Raw genomic sequence first — 20,554 nt, forward strand, 5'->3', positions numbered from 1 at the left:
AAATATTACCATTTTAAAAGTGGGGGTTTTGTCATAATTTGTAATTTTGGAATAAATTGTTTCTTATTGTCATTTGTTCACGGACCTTCACCATTAGCATGAAATACACGCTTATGGACATGTTAGTATGTAGTTAACACCTGTTATATTATTACATTTTAGTAGGTTGTGGTGACTGACTAGTACATGGGAAAGAGCCGTCTGGATTAGAGGGCTCTTTTTTATATCGTATAGGGGTCCCGCTAACTAAATGACGTAAAACCCACGTTAATAATTCAACTCGTGTTATGGAGCTTTGAGAATTTCTTAGCGTATAAAAACGTTAAAATGTGCGTCCTACCCCTGGTTGTATTACCATAATTAAAAGAATCTCCAATTACTAGATATTCTATCCTTGTTGATCATTATTCCAAGCTTTTACTTCACCTTGAAATTGTTTGACCGTTCCCCACAGATCTTTTCTGTCTAAACCTGCATAATTAATGTTTCCAATCCATCCAAAACTTCCATTACGACATTTTTCTACAATTGTATACTTTTACAAATGGATTAAAAGGCTCACTTAAAACTACATACAAGAAATCTAAAATGTACATTTTTAGGACATAGTTTCTAAAGTGAGTTTTAGGAGAAGTTTCCAGCAAAAAACAACGAAATTTGATTGATATCTGATTGTCTCATAAATAATCGTTTTGAGAATCGTATTCTATACGACATATAAGAACGGGTGTTTGTGATACACTAAGATATAAATAGAGGAGGAATTCACATGAACAATTTTAACAATATAATCGAAAAATTAGATAATATAGTTTATAAACCTAATAACTTAATAATCACTAATCTAAAAGAAGAAAGACAAAATTCAGAATATGCAGGAGGGATATTCAAGTTAAATAACAAAACCATACGTTTTAGGGTATCGAAAATTACTCCTAATAAAATTGGACAATTTGTTTCTTTTTGGGAGAAAAATGAAAACATGCAAAATCAGGCCTTCTCTTATGACTCCAATCCTGACTTATTAGTTATCACTTGTATTGATGATAATAAACTAGGACAATTTATTTTTCCAAAAGAGATTCTTTTAAAAGAAAAAATATTGAAAACTCAAAGCCAAAAAGGAAAGATGGCTATGAGAATTTACCCTATTTGGGATAACCCTGTTAGCGATCAAGCTAAGAAGAGCCAATTGTGGCAACTTCAATATTTTGTTGATTTAAGTGATACTAATAATTTATCCATAGATAAATTATTAAACTTATATTCATAGCTTCTTGTATTATAGTAAATTGAGGAAAGTCTTGTTTTATAGCAAGGCTTTTATTATGTTGTTTAAAATTTTAACTTGATGGGCATCGGGTACAGACCGCAAATCGAAAAAACCCACGCTAAGAGTATTTCAATGCAACACAACATCATTTATGTTACTTTCTTTTTTTGTCGAATTTCATAAAATAAAAACTTGACTCAAAAGATTCGTCATTCAACGAACTTTTGAGTCAGCCTCTTTGATTTATAGATTGAGTTAAGGGATAGTATACAGGATAGTGGCTGCCGCTCCATCCGTTAGGGCACCGTCGTCACTAGTAACAACTTGAACAGATAATAGATCACATTGATTGACAACTAAATTAGCAGGTGCAAATGCGTAACAATTTCCTGCTGTTACCGTTGCAGTAATACTTGTATTCACAGGAGTATTCGTACAATCTCTACTTATAAATATTGTACCTGTTACCGGGAACCTATTAGCCATAGTTTCATCGCGGACACTTAAAACGAGACCCGTAATTGTTGCTGTCTGTGCTATTACCACACTATTTTGGAAGAAATTTCCCCCATCGGTACCTAGTCCGATGAAATTACCACTTAGAAGTGATGATGCACTTGAAGCTAAATAGATCGACAAAACGCATCCACAAGGGGGGGCAAGCTCATCAGCAATCGCATGTTGTACAGTCTCATCTGCTAATTCATCAACTGCAAGAAGATCATTAACGGTAACTGGACCTCCTGTAGATCCCGGTTCAGTCCCCAGAACTTGTTGCACGTTATCTGCAGCTTGATTGATTGCTTCAGCGTTTTCGAGATTTTTTAAAGCATCGGACAAAATTGAGTTTGGATCTGTATTATCCTCAAATTTCACAATATATGATACCTCACTTTCATCGAGATAAATTCAATGTCCACCACTACAACTAATGGTAGTGAATTTGGTTTCGACCTACCTACCACCGCCACTATAGTCACTCACTAAAAGTACCTACAGTACCGCCGGCGCCTCCTTGCGCAATGCTCAACGAAATCGAATCGTAAAATTGGGGTAAAGGGGCTTGTGATAAAGCAAATCGCTCTGAACATTAAATGTGGTTACATTAACAATATATTGATATGTGTTGGCAAATGAATCTACGCTTGTCTATTATTGATAGCCTTTTTATGCATTTGAACCTTGGAAAGAAGAAAAGGTTCAAATGCATTATTTTCTGAATTTTCAAACTTAAGTGCACGATTTAACTGTTAAAGGAGGACATGAAGTTTCTTTTTGTATACCCCATACATCAATAGTTAACATAACATTATCAGAAGTTAATGTATTTAGTTTATTTAACATTTGCTATCCGTTAGTAAAGATTGATGAAAGGTCTATCTTATTAAAATCACTAATAAGATATATTGATTGTTTAATATTAGGAGGTGTATGTACTATTATGCAATTTGCTTTTGTAGAAAGCCTAACAAGGATTCCTATACCACCAGCCAATGTATCCATTCTTACTCTCCCGCCTTTTCCTACATCTCGCCAAGTTGTAAAACTAGAATCAATGGCAACTGTTTACTTGGGTTCACCTGGTCCTAATCCTACTGATTTTGAATTTTTACTGTCTTACCTTTTATATCGTGACGGAACTTACATAGCTTTTACGTCACAATCTGATATTGCACACCGTAGTATAGAAATAACTCCTAACATTACGTGGGTTGATGTACCACCATCAGGAACTCATACCTATGAGATAAGGATAGCGCTAGCTGTACCAACGGGAACTGTTACCGATATAAGAAGTCGTACATTAACCGCTACTCTGTACCCAGAAGGTCAAGTGCTTCCTTCAACAATGACTTAGGTGTGCGAAAGGCGGCTACTTGTGCGTAGTCGTCCTTTTCATCAATTAGATTTTACCTTTGTACTCAATATCTAACATACTATTCCTCTATATGACTTGGCTTACCATTAACTGCTTGCATGAACCAAGTAGAGGAATCAACGCTTTATATATCACAATGATCTAATACAGTACATATCCTCTTTAAACTCGCTGTACTTCGATTTCGCTATGTCATCCCGTATAAGCATGTCGCATGTACATAAATCATGAAGTATTTCATTTAGCCGTTTCTTATTAATTTGTCATTCATATATTAAAATTTCCCCTCAATTATCTTTATCAACTTATTCCGGAATATTCAAATAATAAATTTATATACAAGTCATGCATAAACTATTTATTTTTTCTTGATGGAAACAATTTTAAATTATGACAAATATTTGAACACTGAATTATTATTCAAATATTTGAAAATATGTAGAATAATGTATTTTTTTGTTTATATACTCTACTTATCTTTTGAGTGTACACTCAAAAATGTAATGACAATCTGACACAAAAATTGAGGAGGAGTTTTTAATGAAAAAGATTATGAATTTTACTTTAGCAGCCATGATAGGTGTAGGGACCATAGGATTCATGACACCTTCAACGTCATACGCAGCAAAATGCGCATCAATCGATGGACCTAAACAAACACATTACTTAGGTTCAGATTGTTATGAAAGTACACTTTATTTTGGTGGAGGTAGTGAAGATAATATATATTACTTTTATGCTGAAGAAGGTGCAAAAGTTAACTTTTGGTTAGAAAGAGGTGTCAAGACAGATTTTGAATTCACTGTTATTAATCCTGATGGTGATGAGAAAAACTCGAAAGCAAATGGAAAATATGCACAAGAAATAAGAGGATTTAAAACTGAAACTAGCGGAAGATACGAAGTAATTATCCATTCAGATAATGGATATGTAGGTAGGGACTTTAAATTAAAAGTACGACAAACTAACTAATAGCATCAACTACTAATTTTAAAAAAGATCATCATAAAGATGATCTTTTTATTTTTTACGCCTAATGCTTAATCTATATTATTCCTAAAGCCGTAAACATTACGAAGTTGTTTGCTAAGCCAACGAAACGTATTTTTCACTTCTTATATAAATAAAACCATATATTCTTCATCTCGATACACTTCATCCATTTTCAATGCTCTTTTTTCTACACCATACGATTCAAATCCAATTGAATGATATAATTTTTTTGCTGCCATATTATCCGAAACAACTGATAAGCCAATTTGCTCTATATTTAATTTCTTTGCTTCTTTTACACTTTCATATATGAGATTACGTGCATACCCTCTTCCTCTACTTTGAGCACTTACATACATCCCAACAATATGCCCTTTATGACGCAGTACTGCTCTTGATTCTGTTAATAATGTTACAATTCCTACTAACTTATTATTCTCATCAAAAGCACCAAATGTATAGCTATGTTCCCCTTGTAAATTTTTTATTACTTCTTGAATCGGCTCTTCTTTTTTGATTGCTTCTTCATATGTAGTAACATATGCTTCTGGATTTTTTTGCAATGCTTCTAAACGTAAATCCCAATAACTTTCTGCATCTACTTCTGTTAACATTCTAATCATCCGGCTACATCCTTTCTTACATATAAAGTGAAACTTCTATCAGTGGGGGTTTTCTTCATCCCCCACTAATGGTTAGCCCGTCCAATCGGGCTTTTAGATAGGTTCTACAAAATTAGATTTTTTCCTTTATATTATTTAACCAACATGTAGTTTACATAATAATATTATATTTTTTTACTTGTTTAATGAAAAAATACGAAGTACCTCATCAACTTTATTCATAGTAGCATCACTTAACTGAACATTTTCAGTTTGATAAAAATGATATGCCTTCTGTAAACCGGTATGCAAATTCACTCGTGGCACGTATAAATGATGTGCATTTAATTTTTCTATATTCATCGTGTAAGTAACATTACGGAACGGAAAATAATTTCGTGTTGAAATGGCAGGGTCTAATGCTGTTTCATCTATTTCCACAGTATGTGTCTCTATTCCTACTATATGGCTTGCTGTATCGACAAGTGTCTTCCATGTAATATCTTCTGGATATGACAAATTATAAGCTTGTCCATTAGATTGTTCTGAACCTATTACACTTTCCATCACTCGAACTACATCATCAATATGCACAAATTGCACTGGACCCACATTCTTGGGAATAGGAATAGTGAGGTTTTTTGTCAAGCGATCGAATATGTACGCTTCTCTATACAAATTGTTGCCTTCGCCGTAAATATACGAAGGTCTAAAAATCGTAATTGGAAATCCTTCTTGTTTATGTAAGGAAAATAAATAATCTTCCGCTTCTTTTTTATCGAGCCCATATTGTCCCCAATTATAATTTTCTGTTCGCTCAAAATCTTCAAATAAAGTTTGATTAGAAGGAGCATACACTGCTCCTGAACTACATAATACATATCGCTTTAATTTACTTGTATCTATATAATCAAGCAATGTTTTTACATGATTCTTATGATAAGCCGTAATATCAAAAATAAAGTCGTACTGTTTACCTGAAATATTCTTCTGTATATCTAATGAAACATTACGATCTCCAATAAGATGTGTACGTACTCCTTCATAAGTAATTTCTCGTGTTCCTCTAGTGAAAATATCTACTTCATATCCTTTAGAAATGAAAAACTTTGCTAATGCTTCACTAACAAACTGTGTACCACCCATTACTAATATTTGAACCATCTATGTATCCCCCATTTTTTAAAGAATCTATATAAATCCACATTAAAAAGTTGACATAAAAACCCTCTTTCTTTTTAGATGGTCGAGAGCATCTAAAAAGCATAGAAGCGGTCAGGTCCTTTTGCTCGCACATGCAAAGTTTAAAACAAAAGGAGAAAGCGAGTGCAGGTCATGTTGTATTCTGCATAACAGCGACTTATAAAGAAAAGCGGAGCCGACTGTTTAGGCCCGTTGGCTAAGGTTCTTTCACACAGAAGGTGTTTTTTACCTTCTCGTGTGGAAGGTTCTTAGACATGAGGGCTTAGGAGGCAGAGCTAGACAAAGGTGTCGAAAAATTAAAATGGATATATATTTACACTATAAGTTTATAACTCTAGTCCATATTTTTCCATAATAACTTCATGTTTATTTACAAAGATAAAGGTAAATGCAGTTGTTTCGGAGTAGCGTGTAAAAACTCTGGTGTATGTTTCAGCCTAATAGAATAAGAGTACTGCTTAAAATGTAGTGTATTTTCTTTTTTATTTACGTTTTGGATAAATTCTATATCCGGAGTTCCAAAGGTAATGTTCATTATAGGCATTAATGCTCTCATATCAATTGGAATCCATGGCCTTCCTTCTTTCACAACAACTGCATGTGCAGTTCCTCCAATTACAAAATTAAATATATCTTGGTCATGCATCGTCTTCATTTGCAATGTTTGTTTCAGCCATTCACGAAACATAGGAACAGAAGGAACTGGAAATCCCACTTCTCGAACATACATAACTTGTAAAGGACCATTTCTTTGTAAAACCTCTTCTTTTACATATTCGTGTGAAATAACCTCAAGAATATTTCCATCACTATCTTTGAAATATACGGCCTTACTGATTGAAGAATGATACGTAACTTTTTCACCTTGTTTATCTTTTAAAATTTGAACACCTGATCGTGTGAGCCACAATGCGATTTCATCAAACAGAGAGTACGGCACTTGAAAAGCAAAATGAGTTGGCACAATTGGTTCTAATATTTCTTTGAAACTAATGGTTGTAAAAGGAGTAACTTGAAACTGAATAAACGTTTCTGTTTGCTTTGCAATAGGAAATTGCAGTATATCAGCATATACTTGTTTTACGCCTTCAATAGATAATGTTTGTAATTCTATATCTGCAAAATGTGTAATCATCTAGCATCCCTCACAATGTTTATACTTTTATCCCGCATTAACGGGCAGTAATACTCCCACCTCAAAATTCAACAAAAGCAAAGAAGTTAGGTGGGAGATAAACTGTCCGTAAAAGCCCGATTGGTTCAACTAATAATCAGTGGGGGATGAAGAAAACCCCCACTGATTAAAGTTTCACTTTATTACTAGTGTATAAAAGATACTTCGTAAAGGAATCCACTGAAAGAGGGATAAGGAATTTACTACTTTTGTAGTATAGGCATATTCACCGACATCTCTTCTCCTTCTATTACAATTGCCATTAGACCCGCACTTGTACTTATTCCGTGATTTTCAGCATTTTTCCAAAAGCAGCCTGTCCCGCCTGAATATAAATCTTTTCTTTATTCTCTCCGCACACATACCCTTCTCCTTGTGCAACTAACAAAAGTTGATTCGTCACTGCTTCATAATAGCCAACAGTTCCATTAATTCTTCTTTTAACATACTAAAACGATAACGATCGACAAATTCTCCGTGTCTCAGTCGATCTTTTCTCATTAATCCTTCACATACAAACCCAGCTTTTTCATAACTTTTCATCGCTTTTGTATTATCTGCATCTACCCGCAGCCAAATTTTTTCTAAACTGAACTGTTTAAAGCCAATTTGTAGCATTTCGTATAAAGCAGCCATTCCGTAACCTTTTCCCCAATATCGTTTATCTCCAATCGCAATTCCTAGCTCTGCATTTTTATTTGTTCTATCGAAATTTTTCAAATCGACCCAGCCGATATGCACACCTTCTTTGGAACAAATTGCTCTTTGTTCATAACCATTTGTTCGATTGATGCACATTTCAATCCATCTTCTTGTATCTTCACGTGTGAATGGCGGATATTGATCTGGAACTACTAGGTGACGTGTTACTTCTTTATCTAATGACCATTGATAACGGTCTTCTATATCCTCTAATGACAATTCTCTTAATTGAATATTCGGTAAACTAACCATGTAATCATTCCTCATTTTTATATGTTTGTACAATTAATTCTCCTATATTTTTCAGTACTTGTTCTAGTTGATACCACGCTGTATTTTCATCGTATGCTCGAACAAATCCAATACAAAATAACACTCGATCTTCTAAATATAAATAACCAACATCATTACAAACTGTTTCAAGCCCACCAGTCATATGTAACCATTCATATTGATTTGAGAATTGGAAACCATCTGGGTCTTCTTGTTCTTTTAAAGATTCGAAGATAAACATATTCTCTTTTTCATGCTTATATAAGAATTTCATGAATTGAAATACACTAGCTGGTGTTCCACAATTTTTAGTTATATTCGTATTATCCTTATTAACGAGTATATCGAGTTTCATATGCTGTAATTCAATATTCATCTCTCTTATATCAATTTTTTCTAAAATACAATCATATGCTTCTCTCGAATGTTTACGAATAGCCTCTTTGATTGTCATTGGTGCTATATGCTCACTTTTCTGAAAAGCAATACTACCTACAATCCATTTTGCCAAACTTGCTAAAGGGAACTTTTTATTTTCATTTATACATAAAGTTTCATTTGTTTTAGTGTCATACAAATATAAACCTATTTCTACAGAAGAAGGAATTAGTTGTTGTACATCTTTTATCAAAAGATTTTTAAGTCCCATCACTTTTCAACCTTTCCAATACAAAATCCCTCAAAAAGTCGTCCTCCATACATATCTAAAATACCATTAACAAACGCGATAACTTGCTCTTTCGCTCCTGTTTTATAAAATTCTTCAAACACCGCTGCAAACTCTACAGCAAACTGTTCATCATATTTCCTCAGTGTCTTCATAAACCACTTTGATTGCCCAGTCCAACAATTATTTATTCGCAATACGAACTCATGAACAAGACCTGCAAGATGATTCGCGATAAACAATTCATCTTCTCGTTTTGTTGCACCAATAAAGTCGTCTAACACATCTGTAATAAAATACCGCTTCTGTTGTATCATTTCTTTTGTCCAAGGTTCAGGCCCTTTTTCTAATAGTTGCTGCGCTTCTTTCTTTATAACTGGTATAATCCCTTTCATATCTTTTAGCACAATTCCTTCTACAACAAGTTGCGGCAAAGAAGGACGACCACGTTTACAATCACTCGCAAAAAAGTCTTTATAAGACGTAAAGTTGTGCACAAATACTTCAACAGGCCATCCGTTAGCTATGAAAGATTCACGATATGCTGAAGAAAGAGTTCTATCAAAAACGATAATGTCCAAATCAGAAGTTTTCGTTCCTTCTCCCCTTGCAATGCTTCCTCCTAAAAGAGCCGCATCACAATTTGGAAATTGAGATGCAAGAATTTGTTTAGCTGCTTCTACTGGTTCCATATGTACCTCTCCTATTCGTTCATTGTTATATATATTTTTTACTATCTATTACCACTTATGATATATTCGACATTACTTTTTGATTTTCCTATTTTTTAATAAAAAATACGGTATGTGAAATTTTAAAACTAATCCTTATTTATAACATTTTATCACTATACAAATCGATGCTATGCAAAATACAGCAGGACCTATCCCCCGCACTTGCTCCCTTTGTTTTAAACATTGCATGTGGAAAAAAAGGCCCTGACCGCTTCTATGCATGGCCAGATGCTCTCGCCCTCCTCTAAAAAAGAGGGGAATTATGTCGTTTTTTAACTTATATTAATAGATTACTTTTTGAACTATATAAATATAGCTGTTGAATAAAGTTCAACCCTTTCTTACAATCGTTCTTAAACAAACACACCTAACTATTTAAATGTGATCCTTCACAAACTTAGCTATCTTTAAGCTAACTCATATATTTTAAAAACATATTTCTAGCAAAGATAAAATTAGAAACAGTCATTTGAGACTTTTTATTTTGTGAATTATTTTAATTAAAAAATCCTTTCATTACATTGTACATAGACCATAAAGTGATACTTTAATCAGTGGGGGTTTTCTTCATCCCCCACTGATTATTAGCCCTCCCAATCGGGCTTTTACGGGCAGTTTATCTCCCACCTAACTTCTTAAAAAAAGTGGAAGTGGCTCGTTCAGAATGTGAGGGGGATGGAGCTTCTGACGTAGAGGTTTTTTTACCTCGTAGGAAGAAGCGAAGCCACCGAACATTAATATAATTACATGTATCTCGATCAAACCCCCTATTGAGAAATAAATTAACCCCTTTCCAATAAAAGGGAAATAGTTATACAATGAACTTGTACGTATTCTATTATAGGAGTGATAAATTTGAAACGTGTTATGGGTGTACTTTCTACTGCTTTATTAACTGGCACAATGTTGTTTGGTGTATCAAATACGGCGGCTTATGCAGATTCTTCTTCACAGCCATATAAAGTTGTAACACCGGGTGAATTGAATGAAAATCCTAAAACAATTGGATTTGATAACAAAGCCGAATTTGAAACATACTTAAAGACACATCCAGTTTCTCCGAACGTTACAAAATCTCTACAATCTTCATCACAGATTTATTCTACTTTTTATTATGACATAGATTTAAAGGGAGCACGTTTTACTGTGAACTCGAGTAGAAACCCTGTTATTTTAGCTAACTTTGGTGGTTCAAATAACGATGCGGTTTCATCTATCCTTACGCATCCATTTGGAGACTATACAACAATTTATGAACATAGTAATGCAAAAGGACGTGCGCTTGCTATTGTAAACAATGGGAAATATATTAATTTAACAACAGTTAGTATGGGAGATGGCGCAAGAACATGGAATGATCAAACTTCCTCTGCTATTGTGAAGGCAAATTAATACTAAACTAATAGAAACAATAAGAGCCGACTCTTAGGAGTTGGCTCTTATTACTGCTGTAGCTTTGAAACAAAGTCGTACCGTTTTATCTCATTAACCAATACATTCATACAGGTTTATTTTTGATAAACCCTAAACTTAAATCTACTAAAAAAGAATCCATTTTGAAAAGAGAATGATCAAAATGGATTTAATTCAACTATTTAAATTACAAAATATTCAAACCATATTCCTTTACAAAATAATAATAAGTACCCCTTATGTATTATTTTCAATTGCGGTAAAACAATATATAGTCCCACCTTTATTTGACTGTAAAGTATATTTGATATTGAGCATTCTAGATATATCTTCAATTATTTTTAATCCAAGTCCTGTACTTTGACCATTCATATCAAAACCAATTCCATTATCCCTAATAGAAACAACACTATTTTCAATCGTTATCACAAGTTTTTTAGCTTTTGAATGTTGTAACGTATTCTGAAAAATGTTATCAAATAATCTTTGAAGCCACAAATCGTTACTAGTCCATATTAAATCTTTACATATTGGATTATATACTAATTCGATATCATGCATACTATACAGATAACTCCATTTTTTAACCATCGTTTCTAATACATTATGTATATTCACATCATCATTTACAATATAAGAATTCTCTAATGCATCTGTAGATTGCAATTTAAATTCATTGGTTAATTCAGCAATATACTGTATTTGTTGATATAACGATTCTAGTACTTGTGTTTGGCCATTATATTGGTCTTCTAAATAAAATAGTTGTAATCTCATAGCTGTTAAAGGTGTATTAATATCATGTCTTAGTTTATTTAAAAGTTCCTTCTTCATTTCCTCTTGCTGTTTAAGTTCTAATTCTCGATATGTAGTTCTTTCAATTAATAAATTTACTGAGCGAATTAATTCCCCTACTTCATCATCCCTTTTCACATCTAATGTATTCGGGATCTTTTTATCGCTAGCTAAATGTCGAATCGTTTTATTTAGTATATTTACCTTATTTAATAGTGAGTTAATTGATTTCGAAAATAAAAAGGCTAACAATAATAGTGATACAAAAAAGATAACTAGCATTGTAGGATATGCAAATGATTCATGAAAAGGAATGTGCTTGTTCTTCGCTTTAAAGGCAATATTATAAATTACTGACATAGAGACACTAATCAATAGCAATAACAATGGTACGCTAATAATAGCGGAAAATAATAATAGCTGGTATTTCTTCTTTAATTTCATTTCTTCATATAGGTATTTAGTCGATACCCTTCTCCATATATATTTTGAATAATTTCACCCGTTTTATCATGAATCTTTGTTCTAATTTTTTTAATATGTACATTCACGATATTGGGATTTCTGTCTTCTAGTTTCCATAAATAGTCAAAGAAATGTTCTTTCGTTAAAATTCTATCCCTATTTTCATATAAATAGAAGAATATTTTACGCTCAATCGTAGTAAAAGCAACTTCATTATGCAAGCTAGTATTGAAAACCTTTTTATGTTCTGCATCAATATATAAATGTTTGATTTGCGTAAACGTACCGTATTGATTCTCTAACATTTTCTGCATTCTTAGTAATAGCTCTCTAGGATCAAAAGGTTTTATCATATAATCTTCCCCAATAGTCAATCCTTGGAGTTTGCTATCCATATCACTTCGAGCAGATAAAAAAATAACCGGAATATTTAATCCAAGGTTTTTTATTTTCTTCGTAATTTGATAACCATCTTCACCTGGTAACATAATATCCATTATAACTAAATCTATCTCATGGATGATTTCAGTAATATCTTTTCCTTCTTTCTTCCAACATACATTGTACCCTTCGCGTTGCAAAATTTTTTGCAATAAATCACCAATCATCAAATCATCTTCAACAATTAAAATGTTATATCCCTTCATCATGCAAACCTTCATTTCGCTTTTTTGTTGATAAATTCCTTAGAAAACTTATATATTTCATCGGCCTGATATAAATAAATGCTGTGCGTCCCCCTCAATTTTATAACATCTGCTATTTCAAGTTGTTCTGCAAATTCTTTATAATCCTTATAATGTTGTTTTGTATATTTCGAGTTCTTAGATTGATCAGCAACTGCATCTAAAAATAATATAGGTGTTTCTTTTGGTATCGGAAGGTTAACGGATTTTTTACTGTTTTCGTAAGAATGTAAGAGCTCTTGTTTCATATCATCATTAAAAAACTGTTTATACGATATTGCTTTATAAATTTCTTTTTCATGTTTAGTTAAAAAAGATTGTCGAATCACTTCAGGATTATAAGTAGTAGAAGGTAGAAGTCGATGAATACCCATTTTTGTTAAGATATTTATTCCTCTTATTTTTAATGTTGACTTATCTACTTCGCTTTTATATTTCACATACTGCTGAGGTAAACCAATATCTAACGCAATAATGCCTTTGATTTCCTCCGGATATTTTTGTGCCCAATAAATCGCTTCTATACCTGAGATAGAGTGTGGTACTAATATATATGGTGGCTTATTTCCACTTTGAATAAGTGCCTTTCTAGTCTGTTCTAATATTGTATCAATATCTCTGTTATCTTCAAAAGCATCGCTGTAACCATAACCCGCTCTTTCTACGACAGCTATTTTGTTCTCTTTTGAAAATTTGCTATACAAACCTTTCAATTCATAAACCGGCGCAGCCATCCCAGCACCAGACATAAATACATATGTATCCTCACCACTACCTTCATTATATACGTTCATTTTTTTGTTATTAAAATCAACTAACGTTCCTTTCTTTTTCATTAACACTGATTCCTTACTTAATTGGTAGTTATGGTATATACATACAGATACTGCTACAAGTAAAATAACCGCAATGAACACAACAAATATATTTTTTAATACTTTAAACAATTTTCTCATAGAATTCTCCTTTCAAGCTATATTGAAAGGATACGAGATAAAAATAAATTTCTAATAAATTTTTATACTATTACTACTCCTTCACCGAAACAAAACTTTCTTTAGGTTAATTGCTTCACTCTTATACCATGACAATTTATTTTATTATTTTAAATAAATAACTTTCATAAAAATGAATAAAATCACATAGAAAAAGAGAACCTGTTGATAAGGGGCTGTTGACAAAAAGAGGAAACGCAAAGCGCTTCCCTTTTGTCAACAGCCCCGTTTAAGGAGATCTTTTTTCTATCTTTAACAGCAGCTTTCTCCTCCGTGGAAGACCAAACCTGCTTCTTCCCCTTTTCCTTCAAAATCAAGAGTAAGTTTATCTACTGTATCTAAAACCTTTTTATCAATTGCAATCTCTAGTCCATTAATTGTTTGTACAACATCGTCTTCTTGTACTGCAGCTAACGACATTCCCCAGCTCGGTCCACAACATCCTGCACCTTCAAATGAAAAACGTAATGTGAATACACCATGCTCTTTCATAACTTCTTCAATATATGTTTTTGCTCCATCTGTAATAATCATGTTAATCTCTCCTCTTCTATTTTACACTGTTAAATGTTTTAAATTTTTATAGCCAACAATATCTTGTGCTTTCCAAGGAATCACCACATATTGTCCATTCGATCTTTTTTCGATCTCACACATCCATTCTATTTCTGACATTGCTCTGCCATGTAGGATAGGGTCTTTCGTATGCGTTGCATATAAACTTTGATTAATTACCCACCAAGTTGGTGTGATGTTTGCTCGTTTTAAATCTTCTTGCAAACGACTTGCCTCAAGCACAGGTGTAGCTTCTGCTAATGTTACAATCACAACACCTGTTTCTTTTGTATTGCGAAGACGTGGTAATAATTGTTGTACTGAAGCTGGAACTTCACCAATCGAACGCTCAATTTCTTTATGATACGAATGTGCCGCATCAAGCAGTAGTAATGTATGTCCTGTTGGTGCTGTATCAATAACAACGATTTCGTTACTTGCCTTTTCTACAATGTTGGCGAACGCACGAAAAATCGCAATTTCTTCTGTACAAGGGGATCGTAAATCTTCCTCTAAATAAGCTAACCCTTCCTCATCTAACAACTCTCTTGATTGATTCAGAATTCCTTCTCGATACTTTTCCACTTCGACTTTTGGATCAATACGGCTTACGGATAAGTTGCCATGTACGGATTCATGGTGCATGACATGACCTAAGTGTGCTGCTGGATCAGTAGTCGTTAAATGAACCTTGTGCCCTTTTTCTACTAAACCAACCGCAATCGTAGATGCAACCGTTGTTTTTCCCACGCCGCCTTTCCCCATCGTAAAAATAACACGTTGACCAGTTTTGTGTATATTCTCAATCAAATCTTTTAAAGGTGCTGTTTTCATGTCTTCTGATTCTAAAGTCATCACATCAAGTATCGCACTGTTCATAAATAATTTACGAAGATTTTCAATACCAGTGATGTTAAACGACGCTAAAGGAACAGCGTAAGTCGTAACCTGTTTTAATTCGGCTGGTATTCGTTCTAATGCCTTTGTTTGTCTCTCATAAAAAGCTTGGGATACTTCATCCTCTTTCACATGATTTTGCATCATCCCATTGATAAGTAGTACTTGATTCTGTATCCCAATTTCCCCAAGTTCTTTTGAAGCCCTTGTAGCTTCTTGTAATGGAGATATGTCTGGACGTGTTACTAACACTAATGTTGTTTGTTCTCCACTAGACAGTTTGGCAACTGTTTCTTCATACAGTTTTTTCTTCTCACTTAATCCAGCAAGTGGTCCAAGACAAGAAGCACCATGTGTACTTTCTTCTAAGAATCCACTCCATGCTGTTGGAAGTTGAAGAAGGCGCAACGTATGTCCTGTTGGTGCTGTATCAAAAATAATATGATCGTACTGTTTTGTTAGTTCTTTATTTGTTAATAAAGATGAAAACTCATCGAATGCTGCAATTTCAACCGTACATGCCCCTGAAAGCTGTTCTTCCATTTGATTAATAACCGCTTCTGGAAGTTTTTCACGATAAGGTCCTACCACCCGTTCTTTATACTGGGTTGCTGCTGTTTCAGGGTCTAAATTAGCTACGAATAAGTTATTTACACTTGGAATTTCTACTGGTTGATTCGTTAGTTCCATACCAAACACATCTTGTAAATTCGAAGCTGGGTCTGTACTTACAAGCAATACACGCTTTCCTTTATCAGCTAATGTGATTGCGGTTGCACATGCAGTTGATGTTTTTCCCACACCACCTTTTCCCGTAAAAAATAGAAATGGTGTAAATTCCATTGTCTGTGGATTATATAAATGAGTCATGTCTATTCCTTCTCTCTCTTTACTTTTTCACGTTTAATCCTAAACGTACACGAGACTTTTGACTTAACTCTTCTTCCGTTAATCCTGTTAATGCAACAAATTCATCATTTGATAAGTATTCTTTTTCTTTTACCACTTCACCATCAACAAGAGTAACAGGAAGCACTTCAGGACCTTTTTCCATTAACAATTTACTGATGATTTCATTTGATGCAAACGCATCTGGTTCACTTGCTAAGTTATAGCGTGTGATATCAAATCCTTTATTTTTCAAATTGTTAATAGCCACAGAAACTCGAATTAATTCTGGGTCTACACTTGGTCCACAAACACCTGTTGAACAACACATTGCTGGATCATAAATTTCAATTTTTTTCATAGTTCTTTCCCCTCCTATATAAGAAGCCGAGATGTTACCCTCGGCTATGTTTTTGATTACTCACCTGTTTCCGCAAATTTCTTAATGCGCGCACCAATCTCGTCACGCACATGTTGAAACACTGACCAATCTTGCCCTGCTGGATCCTCAAATCCCCAATGTTCATGTTTCACATGTGGAGGAATTGTTGGGCATACGTCTCTCGCATGTCCACATAATGTCACAACAAAGTCTGCTTTATTTAAAATGGCAAGGTCAATGATATCTGATGTTTGACCTGTAATATCAATATTTACTTCATTCATTGCTTTAATTGCATTTGGATTCACGCCATGTGCTTCAATCCCTGCAGAGTACACATTCCATGTATCACCCAAATACTTTTTCCCAAACCCTTCAGCTATCTGGCTACGACAAGAGTTACCTGTACATAAGAAATAGATTATTTTCTTTGTCATGTCTGTTCATCTCCTATTACTTCTTTTAATTACAGCAGTTATCATCACAAGTATCTGCACCTTGCGGAAGAGCTACATGACGAATCACATCTTGAATCAATTCGTAATATTCACTTTCGTTATTAATGGAGTAATAAATCCATTGTCCACGTCTTTCTTCTTTCACAAGCCCCGCATCCTTCAGCTTGCGTACATGTTGACTAATAGAAGGTTGACTCATTTCGAATATATCTACAAAATTACAAACACAATATTCTTGTTCATATACCATTCGCATCATCGCTAATCGCGTTTTATCTCCTAATAATTTAAGGATACTTGATACCTTTTCAATTTCTAATATTGTCTTTTGCATATCTCAACCTCCTTTTCTTGCTATAAGTATATAAGCATTTACTTATATATTCAACTAAAAAATACTAGTAGCTCAAAAACTTAAGCAACAAATCCTCTTTTATAAGGTCTCCTTTTCTTCTATGCCCATCCATTTGTAATCAGGAAGAAAACCCGTTGACCATATAATATTGTGCACGTTTATTTTGCTTCTATCATTAAAAGTTATTTCACTTCCCTGTGCTTGTATCACTCTTGAGTGGATTTCTATATTTCCCTTACGTATCAATTTTTTAAATTCAAATCCAAAAATAGGGTCACTTTGTTTTTTCAAGTATTACAAAATCATAACCTCCTTGTTGCAAATAGTAACCCATACTTAACCCAACTTGCCCAGCACCATTCACATCTGCATTCAGTAATTTGTTCTCTTTCGTATGATACAAGCCACATTTGAGACGTTTTCCACTGAATACAGAGATGTCTTCCCCACCGTAAGTAGGAATCGCATCATTGTCTAGAAAGGATGCTTTACTTGTATACGATTCTTCCACGACTTGTACCATTATGCCTTGCCTCTTCGCCTTGTAGTTAATCATTTCAATGAGTAGATTATGTGAGATATGGCAAAAGGATTGATTCTGTCGTTTTCCCATCTCGCTGTTTTGTTTCCATGCTATATTTTTCCCAATCATAATCACGAAAATTTCGTGTTGAATCGCAAACCGAACAATATGACAACTCATTTTATGAAAGAGATCTTTTATTTTGAAAAACCGTTTCTCATGAAGCCTCTCTAAACGTTTTGATGTGTGAGATCCTTCTTTTGGTTCTTTTCCATGACGAAGAATGCCCAGTAAGTGTGCCTTTTGTTTGTTGTAGTATTGATTGATACTTTTAATCACATTGCCCTTTATTACACAATTGATAAACAAAATCCAAAAAATCTTGCATCTATTCCATAAATCACATCTTTACTTGTAAATATATTTTTTCACAGTACTATACATAGAATTACTAATATAATAGAATGAAATAGAATGGGATTATTAGAAATAGAAAGAAGGACATTTATGCGTAACAAATCATCTCTCAGAACTTTATTTAAAAGAACTCTTATTATGTGTGTAGGAATTTCATGCATATACGAAGCATCTGTAGGATCGAAGTATATTGTAAGTGCCAATACAGAAGATTCCCCACAATCTGTTCAGCTAGTAAGTGAAATACAAACTGCACTAGCTCCAAAAGAAACACCACAACAATACAATGGTCAAGTTAGAAAAGTAGCTTATCTTACTTTTGACGATGGTCCAGGAAAGCATACCGCTCAATTATTAGATATATTAAAACAAAATGATGCGAAAGCTACTTTTTTCCTTATTGGCTCTAACGTTAAAGAATATCCAGATTTAGTAAAACGTGAATTATCAGAAGGTCACTATGTCGGCATGCATAGTATGTCACATGATTACGCGAAGCTATATAAACAAGGCGGCTATGTGAACGAAATGAAAGAAGATCAAAAATTAATTTCTAATATTATTGGACAAGCTCCAAAATTAACGCGTCCACCATATGGTTCCATGCCAGGCCTTACTGATGCATTGCGAAATCAGGTCGCTGAAAATGGGCTGCGAGTATGGGACTGGACTATTGATTCTTTAGATTGGAGATATAATAAAATGCCAGTGGATGCTGCTTCTACTAAAATTGTAGAAAATGTAGTTGCAGGCGCAAAAACAAACAGAGAAGTCATTCTTTTACACGATATTCACCCACAATCTGTTTCTGCTGTATCTGCTATTATTAAAGGATTAAAGGAAAAAGGCTATGAGTTTGATAGCTATAATGAAAACGAACATTTCGAAGTAAACTTTTGGCATGATAAACGAATTTAACATATATAAAAGGGCTGATTTCTATATGATAGGAATCAGCCCTTTTATAATTATATATCTATTTTAATTTTTCAACATATAAGTCGCTTCTATGCATGGCCAGATGCTCTCCCCCTAAAAAAAAAAGAGGGCTCTTTTATGTTGATTTTTAAATTTGTATTTAAAATTTGATTCCCACTCGACAATGGAAGATGAAATGTTTGGATGATAGTATTTACTTTTACACCTGGTGTCCAAACACACTCTCCCGCTGCATATGTTATTCCATTTGCACAAAGTAATTGACCCTTTTCAAATTTCATCACTCTCGTTTTAGACATGAATTGTATTCCAATCTTGCTGAGTTCATATGTTAATCGTTCACTTACTTTTACTGGAACACCGTGTAATAAATGCTCTTTTGAATCAAACAAAATGACTTCTACCTCAACTGGATTAATCCCTGCTTTTTGAACTTCTTCTTTAAACCAAACACATATTTCTGCAGAAGTCTCAATACCAGTAATCCCTCCGCCAACAATAGCAATTCGCAATCGTTCTCGTCTTATTTCTTTATTTTCTTCTGTTTTTGCTAATTCAATTAAAGAAAGCAATTTTTGTCTTACGTCTAAGGCGGTCTTCACACTCCTTAATGTTGTCCCGCCTAACGTACTAGAAATTTCTTGAATGACACTCCCTAGAGCTAATACAAGATAGTCATATTGCACTGTTCTTATTCTTTCATCTTCTAACTTTATCTCTATTTCTTTTTCAGAATAATTACACGCTATCGCTTCTCCTTTTATAAATTCCATTCCATCTGTACAATACCTTTTTAATGGCACTTTTAAATCAGCCTCTTCAACAACTGACTTAAATAATAAAACCTTCCGAAAATGAAATGAATTTTTATCCACTAACGTAATTTTCACTTCTTTCCCTAATGAATGACCCAATTCTTTCTTTAATCCATTTAACATATTTACCGAAAAGAAGTCCCTTCCTCAAGGAGCGAGAAGTGCGTAGCCCAGCGAGTAGGTGGGGGATGAATTTTCGGTAGGTGATCGCCTACATATGTTCTTTGTATGTACTTTTGAGGCTATGCGATATAATAAATATGAAAATAAGAAAGAAAGGAGAAAGTATATGGCAACCACAAAAGAGGGTGTACATATAAAAGGAACAAAAAAGTCGTTACCGGATGGATGGTCTACCTATGCATTTCGATACGCTATTTTTCCCACACCTGAACAAGTAACGAAATTAGAAAAATCGTTTGGATGTGAACGAAAAGTGTATAACGAATATGTCTCTGGTTTGTATGAATA

The 20,554-nt window shown here is 33.8% G+C and carries 22 protein-coding genes and 2 pseudogenes; 6 read left to right on the plus strand and 18 right to left on the minus strand.

The window, feature by feature from the left end; all coding sequences use genetic code 11:
- The first annotated feature begins 769 nt into the window (after positions 1–769).
- Entirely contained in the window at positions 770–1,273 is a 504-nt protein-coding gene (locus WAZ07_RS22480) for a MepB family protein (protein WP_336474224.1), read from the plus strand.
- Between the two features lie 255 nt (positions 1,274–1,528).
- Here WAZ07_RS22480 and WAZ07_RS22485 read toward each other — a convergent pair whose 3' ends face one another.
- On the minus strand, positions 1,529–2,053 hold the full coding sequence (locus tag WAZ07_RS22485) for a hypothetical protein (RefSeq protein WP_336474225.1): 525 nt from the start codon (positions 2,051–2,053) through the stop codon (positions 1,529–1,531).
- Positions 2,054–2,714: 661 nt separating this feature from the next.
- Between WAZ07_RS22485 and WAZ07_RS22490 the strand changes: the two genes are divergently transcribed.
- Together WAZ07_RS22490 and WAZ07_RS22495 are read left to right on the plus strand one after the other, a co-directional pair.
- Positions 2,715–3,131 (plus strand): hypothetical protein, encoded by a 417-nt coding sequence (locus WAZ07_RS22490; protein WP_336474226.1) that lies wholly within the window; start codon positions 2,715–2,717, stop codon positions 3,129–3,131.
- 561 nt (positions 3,132–3,692) lie between these two features.
- The gene (locus WAZ07_RS22495; RefSeq protein WP_336474227.1) at positions 3,693–4,124 is read left to right on the plus strand and encodes a hypothetical protein; all 432 of its coding nucleotides are present in this window, start codon (positions 3,693–3,695) and stop codon (positions 4,122–4,124) included.
- Positions 4,125–4,267: 143 nt separating this feature from the next.
- Here WAZ07_RS22495 and WAZ07_RS22500 read toward each other — a convergent pair whose 3' ends face one another.
- The 7 genes and pseudogenes from WAZ07_RS22500 to WAZ07_RS22525 all read right to left on the minus strand — a co-directional run bounded on the left by WAZ07_RS22500 (position 4,268) and on the right by WAZ07_RS22525 (position 9,458).
- On the minus strand, positions 4,268–4,768 hold the full coding sequence (locus tag WAZ07_RS22500) for a GNAT family N-acetyltransferase (protein WP_336474228.1): 501 nt from the start codon (positions 4,766–4,768) through the stop codon (positions 4,268–4,270).
- Positions 4,769–4,942: 174 nt separating this feature from the next.
- Positions 4,943–5,911: an NAD-dependent epimerase/dehydratase family protein gene (locus tag WAZ07_RS22505; protein WP_336474229.1), complete on the minus strand. Its 969-nt coding sequence runs from the start codon at positions 5,909–5,911 to the stop codon at positions 4,943–4,945.
- Positions 5,912–6,320: 409 nt separating this feature from the next.
- A complete protein-coding gene (locus WAZ07_RS22510; protein WP_336474230.1) occupies positions 6,321–7,085 on the minus strand; it encodes a VOC family protein in 765 nt (254 codons plus the stop codon).
- A 242-nt stretch (positions 7,086–7,327) separates the two neighbouring features.
- Positions 7,328–7,557, minus strand: a pseudogene (locus WAZ07_RS26350) (cupin).
- On the minus strand, positions 7,524–8,078 hold the full coding sequence (locus WAZ07_RS22515) for a GNAT family N-acetyltransferase (RefSeq protein ID WP_336474231.1): 555 nt from the start codon (positions 8,076–8,078) through the stop codon (positions 7,524–7,526). Before WAZ07_RS22515 ends, WAZ07_RS26350 begins: the two are co-directional and overlap by 34 nt.
- 4 nt (positions 8,079–8,082) lie before the next feature.
- A complete protein-coding gene (locus WAZ07_RS22520) occupies positions 8,083–8,748 on the minus strand; it encodes a serine hydrolase (RefSeq protein ID WP_336474232.1) in 666 nt (221 codons plus the stop codon).
- Complete coding sequence (locus WAZ07_RS22525; RefSeq protein WP_336474233.1) at positions 8,748–9,458, minus strand: nucleotidyltransferase domain-containing protein; 711 nt, start codon at positions 9,456–9,458, stop codon at positions 8,748–8,750. The genes WAZ07_RS22520 and WAZ07_RS22525 overlap by 1 nt, the downstream gene beginning before the upstream one ends.
- An 897-nt stretch (positions 9,459–10,355) precedes the next feature.
- Between WAZ07_RS22525 and WAZ07_RS22530 the strand changes: the two genes are divergently transcribed.
- Positions 10,356–10,892, plus strand: a complete 537-nt coding sequence (locus WAZ07_RS22530; protein WP_336474234.1) for a hypothetical protein — start codon at positions 10,356–10,358, stop codon at positions 10,890–10,892.
- Between the two features lie 258 nt (positions 10,893–11,150).
- Here the strand turns inward: WAZ07_RS22530 and WAZ07_RS22535 are convergent, their stop codons facing one another.
- The 9 genes and pseudogenes from WAZ07_RS22535 to WAZ07_RS22575 all read right to left on the minus strand — a co-directional run.
- A complete protein-coding gene (locus tag WAZ07_RS22535; RefSeq protein WP_336474235.1) occupies positions 11,151–12,152 on the minus strand; it encodes a sensor histidine kinase in 1,002 nt (333 codons plus the stop codon).
- Positions 12,149–12,820: a response regulator transcription factor gene (locus WAZ07_RS22540; RefSeq protein ID WP_336474248.1), complete on the minus strand. Its 672-nt coding sequence runs from the start codon at positions 12,818–12,820 to the stop codon at positions 12,149–12,151. Before WAZ07_RS22540 ends, WAZ07_RS22535 begins: the two co-directional genes overlap by 4 nt.
- Positions 12,821–12,831: 11 nt before the next feature.
- Positions 12,832–13,815, minus strand: coding sequence for an alpha/beta fold hydrolase (locus WAZ07_RS22545; RefSeq protein ID WP_336474236.1), 984 nt, complete (start codon positions 13,813–13,815; stop codon positions 12,832–12,834).
- A 291-nt stretch (positions 13,816–14,106) separates the two neighbouring features.
- Entirely contained in the window at positions 14,107–14,388 is a 282-nt protein-coding gene (locus tag WAZ07_RS22550) for a HesB/IscA family protein (RefSeq protein WP_336474237.1), read from the minus strand.
- A gap of 21 nt (positions 14,389–14,409) precedes the next feature.
- Positions 14,410–16,176 (minus strand): arsenical pump-driving ATPase, encoded by a 1,767-nt coding sequence (arsA, locus tag WAZ07_RS22555; RefSeq protein WP_336474238.1) that lies wholly within the window; start codon positions 16,174–16,176, stop codon positions 14,410–14,412.
- Positions 16,177–16,195: 19 nt separating this feature from the next.
- Complete coding sequence (arsD, locus tag WAZ07_RS22560) at positions 16,196–16,555, minus strand: arsenite efflux transporter metallochaperone ArsD (RefSeq protein WP_336474239.1); 360 nt, start codon at positions 16,553–16,555, stop codon at positions 16,196–16,198.
- 56 nt (positions 16,556–16,611) lie between these two features.
- Positions 16,612–17,013, minus strand: coding sequence for an arsenate reductase (thioredoxin) (gene arsC / locus WAZ07_RS22565; protein ID WP_336474240.1), 402 nt, complete (start codon positions 17,011–17,013; stop codon positions 16,612–16,614).
- Positions 17,014–17,038: 25 nt separating this feature from the next.
- Positions 17,039–17,368, minus strand: coding sequence for an ArsR/SmtB family transcription factor (locus WAZ07_RS22570; RefSeq protein WP_090914916.1), 330 nt, complete (start codon positions 17,366–17,368; stop codon positions 17,039–17,041).
- A gap of 364 nt (positions 17,369–17,732) precedes the next feature.
- Positions 17,733–18,266: pseudogene (locus WAZ07_RS22575) on the minus strand (IS200/IS605 family accessory protein TnpB-related protein); the annotation flags it as partial.
- Positions 18,267–18,419: 153 nt separating this feature from the next.
- Here WAZ07_RS22575 and WAZ07_RS22580 point away from each other — a divergent pair.
- Positions 18,420–19,247: a peptidoglycan-N-acetylglucosamine deacetylase gene (locus WAZ07_RS22580; RefSeq protein WP_336474241.1), complete on the plus strand. Its 828-nt coding sequence runs from the start codon at positions 18,420–18,422 to the stop codon at positions 19,245–19,247.
- Between the two features lie 89 nt (positions 19,248–19,336).
- On the opposite strand, the gene WAZ07_RS22585 is transcribed toward WAZ07_RS22580, so the two are convergent.
- Positions 19,337–20,206, minus strand: coding sequence for an NAD(P)/FAD-dependent oxidoreductase (locus tag WAZ07_RS22585; protein WP_336474242.1), 870 nt, complete (start codon positions 20,204–20,206; stop codon positions 19,337–19,339).
- Between the two features lie 166 nt (positions 20,207–20,372).
- On the opposite strand from WAZ07_RS22585, the gene WAZ07_RS22590 reads away from it, so the two are divergent.
- A partial coding sequence (locus WAZ07_RS22590) for a helix-turn-helix domain-containing protein (protein WP_336474243.1) occupies positions 20,373–20,554 on the plus strand: 182 nt, incomplete at its 3' end.

It is taken from the genome of Bacillus bruguierae (assembly GCF_037104725.1).
In the GTDB taxonomy this organism is placed as follows: domain Bacteria; phylum Bacillota; class Bacilli; order Bacillales; family Bacillaceae_G; genus Bacillus_A; species Bacillus_A bruguierae.

Coding starts and splice junctions, on each gene's coding strand:
- WAZ07_RS22480 (WP_336474224.1), top strand. CDS start 770: ATGAACAATTTTAACAATATAATCGAAAAATTAGATAATATAGTTTAT.
- WAZ07_RS22490 (WP_336474226.1), top strand. CDS start 2,715: ATGCAATTTGCTTTTGTAGAAAGCCTAACAAGGATTCCTATACCACCA.
- WAZ07_RS22495 (WP_336474227.1), top strand. CDS start 3,693: ATGAAAAAGATTATGAATTTTACTTTAGCAGCCATGATAGGTGTAGGG.
- WAZ07_RS22500 (WP_336474228.1), bottom strand. CDS start 4,768: ATGATTAGAATGTTAACAGAAGTAGATGCAGAAAGTTATTGGGATTTA.
- WAZ07_RS22505 (WP_336474229.1), bottom strand. CDS start 5,911: ATGGTTCAAATATTAGTAATGGGTGGTACACAGTTTGTTAGTGAAGCA.
- WAZ07_RS22510 (WP_336474230.1), bottom strand. CDS start 7,085: ATGATTACACATTTTGCAGATATAGAATTACAAACATTATCTATTGAA.
- WAZ07_RS22515 (WP_336474231.1), bottom strand. CDS start 8,078: ATGGTTAGTTTACCGAATATTCAATTAAGAGAATTGTCATTAGAGGAT.
- WAZ07_RS22520 (WP_336474232.1), bottom strand. CDS start 8,748: ATGGGACTTAAAAATCTTTTGATAAAAGATGTACAACAACTAATTCCT.
- WAZ07_RS22525 (WP_336474233.1), bottom strand. CDS start 9,458: ATGGAACCAGTAGAAGCAGCTAAACAAATTCTTGCATCTCAATTTCCA.
- WAZ07_RS22535 (WP_336474235.1), bottom strand. CDS start 12,152: ATGAAATTAAAGAAGAAATACCAGCTATTATTATTTTCCGCTATTATT.
- WAZ07_RS22540 (WP_336474248.1), bottom strand. CDS start 12,820: ATGAAGGGATATAACATTTTAATTGTTGAAGATGATTTGATGATTGGT.
- WAZ07_RS22545 (WP_336474236.1), bottom strand. CDS start 13,815: ATGAGAAAATTGTTTAAAGTATTAAAAAATATATTTGTTGTGTTCATT.
- WAZ07_RS22550 (WP_336474237.1), bottom strand. CDS start 14,388: ATGATTATTACAGATGGAGCAAAAACATATATTGAAGAAGTTATGAAA.
- arsA (WP_336474238.1), bottom strand. CDS start 16,176: ATGACTCATTTATATAATCCACAGACAATGGAATTTACACCATTTCTA.
- arsD (WP_336474239.1), bottom strand. CDS start 16,555: ATGAAAAAAATTGAAATTTATGATCCAGCAATGTGTTGTTCAACAGGT.
- arsC (WP_336474240.1), bottom strand. CDS start 17,013: ATGACAAAGAAAATAATCTATTTCTTATGTACAGGTAACTCTTGTCGT.
- WAZ07_RS22570 (WP_090914916.1), bottom strand. CDS start 17,368: ATGCAAAAGACAATATTAGAAATTGAAAAGGTATCAAGTATCCTTAAA.
- WAZ07_RS22580 (WP_336474241.1), top strand. CDS start 18,420: ATGCGTAACAAATCATCTCTCAGAACTTTATTTAAAAGAACTCTTATT.
- WAZ07_RS22585 (WP_336474242.1), bottom strand. CDS start 20,206: ATGTTAAATGGATTAAAGAAAGAATTGGGTCATTCATTAGGGAAAGAA.